A 10,888-nucleotide genomic window follows, 5' to 3' on the forward strand; every position below is an offset into this window, starting at 1 on the left:
TGGTGCAGATATCATTATTGACCAATAAATTAAAAGTAAAAAAATTGAAATTGTTTTCATATCATTTATTTAAAAATTAATTCTAATTTTTGTATGTTTAAATCTTGTCTAAATAATGTATTAAGAACTTAAATTATGAAAATATTTTTTAAACTTATCTCAATTTTTTTGATTTCAATTAGCTCAGTTGTTGCAAATGAAGTTGTAGTTTTTGAATTTACAGAAGCAGAACTTTCAGAATTAACTGTCAGAAAAGTAAGGGGAGCAAAGAACGAGACAAAATATACTGTTGGGAAAAATGAAAATGGAAACTTCCTTAAGGCTGTTGCCGATAATGCAGCATCTGGTCTTGGCAAAGAAGTTAAAATTGATCTAAACAAGACTCCTTTTATAAACATTACATGGAAAATTGAGCAAGATTTATCCGGAATTAAAGAAGATACAAAGAAAGGCCATGATTTTGCAGCGAGAGTTTTTGCTGTTAAAAAAACAGGTGCAACACCATTATCAAATAGAGCAGTTAACTATGTGTTTTCAAGCAATAGAGATGTTGGTGTTAGTTCACCAAGTCCATACACAAAAAAATCTATAGATAATGTAATTGCCACAACCAAAGCTAATTTAAATGAATGGGTGACAGTTAAATCAAATGTAAAAGAAGATTTTAAGAAATTCCATGATTTAGATTTAGATGAATTAGATGGCTTAGCAGTTATGGCAGATACAGATAACTCTAAAATGAAATCTATAGCATATTTTCAAAACATTTATTTTTCAGCAAATTAATTAAAGTTTAGTATATTTTTTTAGCCCCATACTCAGGAATGATAGTATGATTGCTACAATTACGTCCTCTGTTGGTGTTGCATTAGGAACACCAAAGTTCCATAAAATTACTCCAATCAACCAAATTATATAAACTTTCATTGTAGTTATTATATCTTAGTTTGTATAAAAATTTCTCATTATTTGATATTAATGAACAATGCATAAAACTTTTAGCCATAATGTTAAAATTTACTATGAAGATACCGACTCTGGAGGAGTAGTTTATTACGCAAATTATCTAAAATACTTTGAAAGAGCTAGAACAGAAGCATTATTAGCTATTGGTTTAAGTAATTTGAAAATTAAAGATGAGTTTAATTCTTTAATAATCGTTAAGTCATGCAATATTGAATACAAAAAATCAGCATACATAGAAGATAATTTAACAATAAAATCTTTTATATCGTCTTTGTCAAAAACCTCTTTTGTAATGGATCAGTCAATTTACAGAGATGATTTATTAATTGTGGATGCAAAAATACATTTAGTGTTTGTAAATACAATCGGAAAACCTACAAAAATTCCTGAAATAGTTTTAAACAACTTTGAGCCTTATATTTTAAAATCTAAATAGCTGTTACTCTTTTTATTTTTTTGAAAAAATTAACTATCATTTTTTCAGATATTAATTTTGTATTTACATTTCTAGGACTTGGATGATAACAAGCGTACAATCTGATTTTATTTGATAAATCATAACATTTCCCGTGCTTAAAAGTATACTTTCCATTTAATTTATTTTTAATTTTGTAATATTTAATACAATTATCAAAAGCAACTTTACCTAAAGCAACAATTGTTTGGATTTTGCTTAAAGTTTCAATCTCATTTTGAAAATGATTTGAGCAATTTGATAATTCTTCATTTGTTGGTTTGTCACCAGGAGGAACACATTTCAGTATATTGGTTATAAAAGTTGATTTTAATTCCAATCTATCATTTAAATTTTCTGAATAAGGTAGATTAGAAATATTTGCTTTTTTTAAACAAGAAAATAAGAAATCGCTTGATTTGTCTCCAGTGAAAGGTCTTCCTGTTCTGGTTCCCCCATGTGCAGCTGGCGCCAAACCTAAAATTAATAATTTCGAATTTATCTTACCAAATCCAGGAACTGGTTTACCCCAATAAGTTTCGTTAATATTTTGTTTTCGTTTTACAGTAGATATTTTTTTAATAAAATTAATTAATCTAGGACATTTTCTACATTTAATAATTTTCTTATTAAGTTGTTTTAATTTATTATCCATATATGAAAATTTTAAAATATTTTTTAATTATATTTATATTTTTAAGTTCTCCAATTAAAGCAGATTCAAATGAAGCTATGATTGGTGAGCTTCAAAAAGGTGGTAAATTAATATTTATTCGTCATGCTTATGCACCGGGAGGAGGGGATCCTTCTAATTTTGATGTCAATAATTGTGAAACCCAAAGAAACTTAAATGACGAGGGAAGAGTACAATCAAAAAAAATTGGAAATTTTTTTAAACAAAATGATATTTTAATAAACAAAATTTACTCTAGTGAATGGTGCAGATGCAAAGAAACTGCAGAAATAGCCTTTAAAAATTATGAAACAAAAAATTTTTTGAATTCATTTTTTAGTGCAAAATTTGCTAAAAATAGAAAACAACAAGTTATTGATTTTAATAAATTCTTAAAAACGTGGGATCAAAAACAAAATATAATTTTTGTAACACATTACGTGGTAATATCTGAGCTCTTAAACTATGCACCATCATCAGGTGAGATTGTTATTTCAGATAAAAATTTAAAAGTAATTGATACTTTAGAAATAGAATATTAAATTAGAATTTATGTCTTCAAAAAGAGCTATGCGACAAGCACAAAAACAAGCATTCGCTAAACATAGATCTAATATTTCAAATAGTAGATTTGATTTTAAAAAAAAAAATTTAGATAAACTCAAGGAAAATAAAAAAAAGAAAACCTAACTTTGGTTTGCAAATTTTTCTATTTTTTCACATATAGAAATTTTTGAAATTCCTTCGATATCGTTCATAACACTTTTAATAAATATCTCAGGCTTGTTCTTTTCAATTAATATTTGAGTATAAAATTGAGGATAACCATGTTTTAAAGTAAAAATTTTACCATCCTCTTCGTAAATATTTCTTACATAAGAGTTTGATTTTTTTACACTTAAATCAGTAATTCTATATTTTTGATAAGTTTTTTCTGCATAAACATAATTTCTAGTCATAATTAATTCATTAAGATTAAATATATATTCATTTTTTAAATATTTATCTTCTTTATGATCACATTTACTTAAAATTATAATTTCTGAAAATGAATGATTCATAAATGAGAAAGAAAATAAAATGAGAGAAAAAAAAAATAATTTATTTTTTTTCATTTTTTTCAGCAAAAAATAATCCAATTAAAAAAAGTGCTGTCCAACCAATACCCAGTAATGCTTTAGGGCTAGTTTCAGCGCTCCACATATCTAAAACTAAAGCACCAAAGATTAGTCCTATAATATAAATTATAACTACAATTGTTGATTTACTCATTTTTAAGATTTTTTTTGAATAGAGATATTCCGTTATTTATTTTATACTCGTAAGAGTCGTTAAAACTATCTAATTGCCATCCAGTTAATCTTTTTCTGATAATTTCTAAATTATTTTGTTTCCATTCATCTGTAGTTTCTTCTAGTTTCCAAAGTTTTTTTTCATCATTATTTCTTCCACACCCATAACAATAACCTGTTGAGGGATCTGTTTTGCAAATACTAATACAAGGCGAAATAATCATATTATTTATATTTTTATATCCTTTTACACTATTATTCGGATTGGACAAATGAGTTCAATAATATATAAAGCACCTAATTTAACTGGGGCGATGGCGGAATTGGTAGACGCGCTGGTCTTAGGAACCAGTCGAGCAATCGGTGAAGGTTCGAGTCCTTTTCGCCCTACCATTAAATGATTATGAAAGTTACTGTAGAAAATAAAAAAGGTTTAAATAAAGATCTAAAAATTTTCATCGATAAAGAGACTATGAACTCTTATATGGATGAAAAATATGAAGAGATTAAAGGAACAGTAAATTTAAAAGGTTTTCGACCAGGAAAAGTACCAAAAGAAATTTTAAAAAGACAATTTGGTAAAGCTGTATTTGGTGAAGTATTAGACAAAGTTTTAAAAGATACATCTACAAAAGCGTTAGAAGAAAACAAAATTAAACCAGCAGGTCAGCCAAAATTAGATCTAAAGACATATGGTGAAGATAAAGAATTGGAATATGTCTTGTCAGTTACAGAATTACCTAAAGTAGAGATTAAATCATTAGAAAACATTAAATTTGATGAATACACTGTTAAAATTGATGATAGTGAGACTGATAAAAGAATAAAGGAAATTGCTAAGAACCAACCAAATTTCAAGGAAGGTGCACCAGATACGAAAGCAAAAGAAGGTGATCTAGTTGCATTAGATTACAAAGCAACAATTGATGGAAAAGAATTTAAAGGAAGTGAAGGAAAAAATACACAGCTTACATTAGGTAAAGATTTATTTTTGAAAGGTTTCGATAATCAACTAATTGGTGTTAAAAAAGATGATGAGAAAGTTGTTGAAGCAACACTTCCAGAGAATTACCCTGAAAAAGAATTAGTTAATAAAAAAGCTAAATTTAATTGTAAAATTTTATCAGTCAAACAACCACAAGAGGTGAAAATAGATGATGATTTTGCAAAAAATTTAGGAGCTAAAGATTTGAAAGATCTTAAAGCTTTAATTTCAAAACAAATCAATGATGAATATAAAAATTCTTTAGATCAACTTTCAAAAAATCAAATTCTAAAAGAAATTGAAAAAATTAAAGTTGAAGAAGTTCCAGGAAACTTAGTCGAGGAAGAAGTTAAAATTCTTTCACAAGGTATGTCTGAAGATGAAGCTAAAAAGAATAAAAAATCTTTTGAGGAAAAGGCAAAAACAAGAATTAAGACTGGATTAATCTTAAATGAATTTGGTGAAAAAAATCAAATCAATGTTAGTGAACAAGAAATTCAAGCTGAAGTTCAAAAACAATTAAGAATGATGCCAGGACAAGAGAAAATGGTTATGGATTTTTATCAAAAAAATCCATCTGCTTTAGCCAGTCTAAGAGGAACAGTTTATGAGGAGAAAATTTTAAATCTTATAAAAGAAAAAGGTAAACCAAATAAAAAAGAAATTTCAAAAGATGAGGCGGAAAAAATCTTAAAAGAAGCTCATAAACATGATCACGATCATGATCATGACCATGATCATTCACATGATAACGAAGCTAAGAAAGAAACAAAAAAGAAACCTTCAGCAAAAGCTTCAGAGAAAAAAAAGCCTTCTACAAAAACATCAAAAGCAAAACCAGCTGCTAAAAAAAACAAAAAAAGTTAGCAAAAAGTAATCACAAGTTGTATAAGTAGAAAGAATCAACTTATGACAACAAAATTATCAGAACATATGAGCAATCTAGTGCCGATGGTTGTAGAGCAATCAAGCAAAGGTGAGAGAGCTTATGATATTTATTCAAGACTTTTAAAGGAAAGAATTATTTTTTTAACGGGTCAGATAAATGACAATATTGCATCCTTAGTAACAGCACAGTTATTATTTTTAGAAGCTGAAGATCCTAAAAAAGAAATTTATTTATACATCAATAGTCCTGGTGGACTGGTTACAGCTGGTCTTGGAATTTACGACACCATGCAATATGTAAAACCTGATATTTCAACTTTATGTATTGGACAAGCCGCATCAATGGGATCATTTTTGTTGGCTGCAGGAACTAAAGGTAAGAGGTTTTCTTTACCCAACTCAAGAATAATGGTTCACCAACCTTCAGCAGGTTTTCAAGGACAAGCTACAGATATTGAAATACATGCAAATGAAGTCTTATCATTAAAGAAAAGATTAAATGAAATTTACTCGAAACATACAGGTAAAACTGTTGATGAAATAAAATCTGCTTTAGAGAGAGACAATTTCATGACCGCTGATGTCGCAAAATCATTTGGTCTTATTGACGAAGTAGTAGAAAAAAGATCATAATACACAATATATTGATAACTCACTAATCCAAACTTGATTAGTATGAGTCTTCTATAATAAAGTAATGAAATTGATTCGTTTAAAAAATTATGAGTACAAATAATAAAAATATTCTTTACTGTTCTTTTTGTGGAAAAAGCCAACACGAGGTTAGAAAACTAATTGCAGGTCCAACTGTATTCATTTGTGATGAATGTGTTGAGCTTTGTATGGATATTATAAAAGAGGAAAGCAAAGATACTTTTGTTAAACATCAAGACGGTCTTCCTTCACCAAAAGAAATTTGCACAGTGCTAGATGATTATGTAATTGGTCAAGCTCACGCTAAGAAAGTTTTGTCGGTAGCAGTACACAATCATTACAAAAGACTTAACTATGAAAATAAAACTAGCAAGAATGTAGAATTATCTAAATCCAACATTTTATTAGTTGGCCCTACTGGTTGTGGTAAAACTTTATTAGCTCAAACTCTTGCAAGAATTTTAGATGTTCCATTTACAATGGCCGATGCAACAACATTGACTGAAGCAGGATATGTTGGTGAAGATGTTGAAAATATTATTTTAAAATTACTTCAAGCTTCAGATTATAATGTTGAAAAAGCACAACGTGGAATAGTGTATATCGACGAAGTTGATAAGATTAGTAGAAAATCTGAGAATCCATCCATTACAAGAGATGTATCTGGAGAAGGAGTTCAGCAAGCTTTATTAAAGATAATGGAAGGAACTGTTGCAAGTGTTCCGCCTCAAGGAGGTAGAAAACATCCTCAACAAGAATTTTTACAAGTAGACACAACAAATATTCTTTTTATTTGTGGAGGTGCATTTGCTGGATTAGACAAGATTATCTCTCAAAGAGACAAAGGTACCTCAATTGGTTTTGGAGCGGATGTAAAAAATACTCAGGATAAAAAAACAGGAGAGTGGATGAAGGGACTAGAGCCTGAGGATTTATTGAAATTTGGGTTAATACCAGAATTTATCGGAAGATTACCAATGATAGCAACTCTTGAGGATTTAGATGAAAAATCATTGATCAAAATTTTACAAGAACCTAAAAATTCTTTAACTAAACAGTATCAAGAACTATTTAAGTTAGATGGAGCGAAATTAACATTTAAAGAAAATGCTCTTAAAGAAATAGCTCAAAAAGCAATTAGCAAAAAAACAGGTGCAAGAGGATTGAGATCAATATTAGAAAATATATTATTAAAAACTATGTATGATCTCCCAAGCCAAGATAACATTGAAGAAGTAATTGTTGATGCAGGAGCCGCAAAAGGTCAATCACAACCAATTTTAGTTCATTCTAAAGGCGAAAATAAATCTAAGTCTGGCAAAACATCAGCGGCTTAATACCCTTAATAAGTAACAAAAACCTATTGCAATATAATATATAATATCCATATTAATCCTATGGACGTTAAAATATCATTGCCGTTATTACCTTTAAGAGACATTGTAGTCTTCCCAAGCATGGTAATACCTCTGTTTGTAGGAAGAGATAAATCTATTTCTGCACTTAATGAGGTGATGAAAAAAGATAAGAAGATTATTCTTGTAACACAAAAAAACTCAGAGATTGATGATCCCAAAAAAACAGACGTTTTTATGTATGGTTGTGAAGGAAGCATCCTACAATTATTAAAGTTACCAGATGGAACTGTAAAAGTTTTAGTAGAAGGTATTAAAAGGGTAAAAATTTTAGACTTTAAAGATAACGAGAAATTTATTACGTGTGACTACACTTATTTCAATGATATTTTACCAAAAGATGAGGATTTATTTCCTTTAGCAGCTACTGCTTTAAGAAGATTAGAAAAGTTAACTTCAATAAATAAGAAAATTTCTAACGAAACAATAAATACAATTAAGCAGTTAAAAGATCCATCTCAAATAGCTGACAATATTGCTTCACACATCACTGCTACAATTTCAGAAAAACAACAAATTTTTGAAACTGTAGATATTAAGAAGAGATTAAACGCCATAATTAAAATTATGGAAAATGAAACAAGTATAATTGGTGTAGAAAAAAGAATACGAGGAAGAGTTAAAACTCAAATGGAGAAAACCCAGAGAGAATACTATTTAAATGAACAGCTTAAAGCTATTCAAAAAGAACTTGGTGAGATTGAAGACGGTAAAGACGAAACTACTAGTTTAAATAAAGCTATAACAAAAGCTAAAATGCCAAAAGAAGTTGAAAAAAAATGTCTTCAGGAACTTAAAAAATTAAAGAACATGAGCCCAATGTCAGCAGAAGCTACTGTGGTTAGAAACTACTTGGATTGGATGACAGAATTACCTTGGCATAAGAAAAGTGAAGTTGATATAGATTTAACTAAAGCGTTAAATATTCTTGATAAAGATCATTTTGGACTAGAGAAAGTTAAAGAGAGAATAATAGAATTCTTGGCTGTTCAAAAAAGAATGGAAAAAATCAAAGGTCCAATATTATGCTTAGTTGGTCCTCCTGGTGTTGGTAAAACATCTTTAGGTAAATCTATTGCAAAAGCAACTAACAGAGAATTTGTTAGAATGTCTGTGGGTGGTATGAGAGACGAAGCAGAAATAAGAGGGCATAGAAGAACTTATATCGGATCATTACCAGGTAAAATAATTCAAATGATGAAAAAAGCTGGAACAAAAAATCCTCTAATTTTATTAGATGAAATAGATAAAATTGGAAATGATTATAGAGGAGATCCATCATCAGCGTTATTAGAAGCATTAGATCCAGAGCAAAATACAACTTTTAACGATCATTATTTAGAGGTTGATTATGATTTATCTGATGTAATGTTTGTAACAACAGCAAATACTCTAAATATATTACCTCCATTATTAGACAGAATGGAAGTAATAAGATTAGCTGGTTACACTGAGGATGAAAAAATTAGTATAGCTAATAAATATCTACTTCCTAAACAAATAAAAGATAATGGTGTTAAAGAAAAAGAAATGAAATTGGAAGACGACATTATAAAAGAAGTAATCAGAGGATATACAAAAGAATCAGGAGTTAGAAATTTAGAAAGAGAAATTTCTAAACTTGCTAGAAAAGTTGTTAAGAAAATAGTAGCGGGTGAGGAAAAAGAAGTTCAAATTAATAATAAAAATTTATCTGATTTTCTTGGTGTAGCTAAATTTAAATTTGGGGAATTAGAATCAGAAAATAGAGTGGGTATTGTAACTGGACTTGCTTGGACTGAGTACGGTGGAGAGATTTTAAAAATTGAAACAGTAACTATGCCTGGAAAAGGAAGAATGCAAATAACTGGTAAGTTAGGTGATGTGATGCAAGAGTCTGTAAAAGCTGCAAAATCTTTTGTTAGATCAAAATGTTTAGAGTACGGAATTATCCCACCTCTATTTGAGAAAAAAGATTTTCATATTCATGTACCAGAAGGAGCAACACCAAAAGATGGTCCATCTGCTGGAATAGGAATGGTTACTTCAATTGTTTCGTCGATTACAAATATACCTGTGAGAAGAGATGTTGCGATGACTGGTGAGGTAACATTAACAGGCCAAGTATTGCCAATAGGTGGCCTTAAAGAAAAATTACTAGCTGCTCATAGAGCTGGAATTAAAGAAGTTTTGATTCCTAAAGAAAATGAAAAAGATTTAGTCGATATGCCCAAGAAAATTATAGATGACATTAAAATTACACCAGTCGAATATGCCGACCAAGTAATTAAAATTGCTTTAACCAAAGAACTTAAACCTACGGAATGGGTTGAGGTAGATTTGGCTAAAAAAGACGATAAATCTCAAGCTAGTATTCAATAATAATTAATTTACTTTATTAAAGTGTTGATGTAATAAGTAGCTCTGTTTTGGGGCGGTTAGCTCAGTTGGTAGAGCATCTCGTTTACACCGAGGGGGTCAAAGGTTCGAGTCCTTTACTGCCCACCAAACAAATTAAGTGGGGGTGTAGCTCAGTTGGTTAGAGCGATCGCCTGTCACGCGATAGGTCGAGGGTTCGAGTCCCTTCACTCCCGCCACTTTTTCCCAATAAACTGTCTGTTAATATTAATAAAATGTGACTTATCTTCCCTTCAACATCAGATAAAAACTGATATATAGATTTTCATGTTATCTGAATTTTTAAAAGATTACCTACCAATTATTCTATTTTTAGTTATTGCTCTTGGCTTAAGTATTGCTTTTGTAGTGTTAAATTTTTTACTTTCTCCAAAAAAACCTGATCCAGAAAAATTGTCTGCATATGAATGTGGTTTTGAACCGTTTCAAGACTCCAGAATGGAGTTTGATGTAAGATTTTATTTAGTTGCAATCCTATTTATCATATTTGATCTCGAAATTGCCTTTCTATTTCCATGGGCAATATCATTAGGAAACATCGGTCTATTAGGTTTTTCATCAATGATGATTTTTCTATTCATACTAACAGTTGGTTTTATTTATGAATGGAAAAAAGGTGCTTTAGATTGGGAATAAAATTAATTTAATGAACGATAAAATAGAACAAGTTCCTGAAGAGTTTAAACAACTTGCTAAAGATTTTAGCAAAAATGGTTTTATAACTACATCGCTAGATAATTTAATTAATTGGTCTAGATCTGGCTCTTTGCATTGGATGACTTTTGGTCTTGCGTGCTGCGCAGTCGAAATGATGCAAACAGCAATGCCTAGATATGACTTGGAAAGGTTTGGAGCTGCTCCTCGTGGATCACCAAGGCAATCAGATGTAATGATTGTTGCTGGAACATTGACAAATAAAATGGCACCAGCTCTAAGAAAAGTTTACGATCAAATGCCAGAACCTAGATATGTAATTTCTATGGGTAGCTGTGCTAATGGTGGAGGTTATTATCATTATTCTTATTCAGTTGTTAGAGGGTGTGATCGTATAGTTCCAGTAGATGTATATGTTCCAGGATGCCCTCCCTCTGCAGAAGCATTATTATACGGAATTTTGCAATTACAAAAAAAAATTAGAAAAAAAGGATCTTTTATAAGATAGTC

Annotated in this window: 15 protein-coding genes and 3 tRNA genes; 13 read left to right on the plus strand and 5 right to left on the minus strand. The window is 29.7% G+C overall.

The window, feature by feature from the left end; all coding sequences use genetic code 11:
* Nucleotides 1–135: 135 nt before the first annotated feature.
* Nucleotides 136–786: a DUF3047 domain-containing protein gene (locus tag ACTTBO_RS04310; protein WP_440656563.1), complete on the plus strand. Its 651-nt coding sequence runs from the start codon at nt 136–138 to the stop codon at nt 784–786.
* On the opposite strand, the gene ACTTBO_RS04315 is transcribed toward ACTTBO_RS04310, so the two are convergent.
* Complete coding sequence (locus ACTTBO_RS04315; RefSeq protein WP_440648707.1) at nt 787–927, minus strand: hypothetical protein; 141 nt, start codon at nt 925–927, stop codon at nt 787–789.
* Between the two features lie 58 nt (nt 928–985).
* Here ACTTBO_RS04315 and ACTTBO_RS04320 point away from each other — a divergent pair, with 58 nt between their 5' ends.
* Complete coding sequence (locus tag ACTTBO_RS04320; protein ID WP_440656564.1) at nt 986–1,402, plus strand: YbgC/FadM family acyl-CoA thioesterase; 417 nt, start codon at nt 986–988, stop codon at nt 1,400–1,402.
* Here ACTTBO_RS04320 and ACTTBO_RS04325 read toward each other — a convergent pair.
* Nucleotides 1,395–2,075 carry a uracil-DNA glycosylase gene (locus ACTTBO_RS04325; RefSeq protein ID WP_440656565.1) on the minus strand — a complete coding sequence of 227 codons (681 nt, stop codon included), beginning with the start codon at nt 2,073–2,075 and terminating at the stop codon, nt 1,395–1,397. The two genes, ACTTBO_RS04320 and ACTTBO_RS04325, sit on opposite strands and share 8 nt — an antisense overlap.
* Nucleotides 2,076–2,077: 2 nt before the next feature.
* Here ACTTBO_RS04325 and ACTTBO_RS04330 point away from each other — a divergent pair, with 2 nt between their 5' ends.
* The gene (locus tag ACTTBO_RS04330) at nt 2,078–2,635 is read left to right on the plus strand and encodes a histidine phosphatase family protein (RefSeq protein WP_440656566.1); all 558 of its coding nucleotides are present in this window, start codon (nt 2,078–2,080) and stop codon (nt 2,633–2,635) included.
* A 10-nt stretch (nt 2,636–2,645) separates the two neighbouring features.
* The gene (locus ACTTBO_RS04335) at nt 2,646–2,783 is read left to right on the plus strand and encodes a hypothetical protein (protein ID WP_179850441.1); all 138 of its coding nucleotides are present in this window, start codon (nt 2,646–2,648) and stop codon (nt 2,781–2,783) included.
* Here ACTTBO_RS04335 and ACTTBO_RS04340 read toward each other — a convergent pair.
* The 3 genes from ACTTBO_RS04340 to ACTTBO_RS04350 are packed head-to-tail and all read right to left on the minus strand — an operon-like array spanning nt 2,780 to nt 3,609.
* Nucleotides 2,780–3,154 carry a hypothetical protein gene (locus tag ACTTBO_RS04340; protein WP_440656567.1) on the minus strand — a complete coding sequence of 125 codons (375 nt, stop codon included), beginning with the start codon at nt 3,152–3,154 and terminating at the stop codon, nt 2,780–2,782. The two genes, ACTTBO_RS04335 and ACTTBO_RS04340, sit on opposite strands and share 4 nt — an antisense overlap.
* A 40-nt stretch (nt 3,155–3,194) precedes the next feature.
* Nucleotides 3,195–3,365: a hypothetical protein gene (locus ACTTBO_RS04345; RefSeq protein ID WP_179850442.1), complete on the minus strand. Its 171-nt coding sequence runs from the start codon at nt 3,363–3,365 to the stop codon at nt 3,195–3,197.
* Nucleotides 3,358–3,609 carry a DUF1289 domain-containing protein gene (locus tag ACTTBO_RS04350; protein WP_440656568.1) on the minus strand — a complete coding sequence of 84 codons (252 nt, stop codon included), beginning with the start codon at nt 3,607–3,609 and terminating at the stop codon, nt 3,358–3,360. The genes ACTTBO_RS04345 and ACTTBO_RS04350 overlap by 8 nt, the downstream gene beginning before the upstream one ends.
* An 84-nt stretch (nt 3,610–3,693) precedes the next feature.
* Here ACTTBO_RS04350 and ACTTBO_RS04355 point away from each other — a divergent pair.
* The 9 genes from ACTTBO_RS04355 (at nt 3,694) to ACTTBO_RS04395 (ending at nt 10,886) form a co-directional block, all read left to right on the plus strand.
* A tRNA-Leu gene (locus ACTTBO_RS04355) sits at nt 3,694–3,778 on the plus strand.
* Between the two features lie 10 nt (nt 3,779–3,788).
* Nucleotides 3,789–5,237, plus strand: coding sequence for a trigger factor (gene tig, locus ACTTBO_RS04360; protein WP_440656569.1), 1,449 nt, complete (start codon nt 3,789–3,791; stop codon nt 5,235–5,237).
* Between the two features lie 42 nt (nt 5,238–5,279).
* On the plus strand, nt 5,280–5,891 hold the full coding sequence (clpP, locus tag ACTTBO_RS04365; RefSeq protein ID WP_262589313.1) for an ATP-dependent Clp endopeptidase proteolytic subunit ClpP: 612 nt from the start codon (nt 5,280–5,282) through the stop codon (nt 5,889–5,891).
* Between the two features lie 89 nt (nt 5,892–5,980).
* On the plus strand, nt 5,981–7,249 hold the full coding sequence (gene clpX, locus ACTTBO_RS04370) for an ATP-dependent Clp protease ATP-binding subunit ClpX (protein ID WP_075506632.1): 1,269 nt from the start codon (nt 5,981–5,983) through the stop codon (nt 7,247–7,249).
* 60 nt (nt 7,250–7,309) lie between these two features.
* Nucleotides 7,310–9,688, plus strand: a complete 2,379-nt coding sequence (gene lon, locus ACTTBO_RS04375; RefSeq protein ID WP_440656570.1) for an endopeptidase La — start codon at nt 7,310–7,312, stop codon at nt 9,686–9,688.
* 50 nt (nt 9,689–9,738) lie between these two features.
* Nucleotides 9,739–9,814: transfer RNA gene (locus ACTTBO_RS04380), tRNA-Val, on the plus strand.
* Nucleotides 9,815–9,826: 12 nt separating this feature from the next.
* A tRNA-Asp gene (locus ACTTBO_RS04385) sits at nt 9,827–9,903 on the plus strand.
* Between the two features lie 88 nt (nt 9,904–9,991).
* Nucleotides 9,992–10,360, plus strand: coding sequence for an NADH-quinone oxidoreductase subunit A (locus ACTTBO_RS04390; RefSeq protein WP_262589310.1), 369 nt, complete (start codon nt 9,992–9,994; stop codon nt 10,358–10,360).
* Nucleotides 10,361–10,370: 10 nt separating this feature from the next.
* Nucleotides 10,371–10,886: a NuoB/complex I 20 kDa subunit family protein gene (locus ACTTBO_RS04395; RefSeq protein WP_425321967.1), complete on the plus strand. Its 516-nt coding sequence runs from the start codon at nt 10,371–10,373 to the stop codon at nt 10,884–10,886.
* Nucleotides 10,887–10,888: the final 2 nt, after the last annotated feature.

It is taken from the genome of Candidatus Pelagibacter sp. HIMB1509, from assembly GCF_052047855.1.
Taxonomy (GTDB): Bacteria; Pseudomonadota; Alphaproteobacteria; order Pelagibacterales; family Pelagibacteraceae; genus Pelagibacter.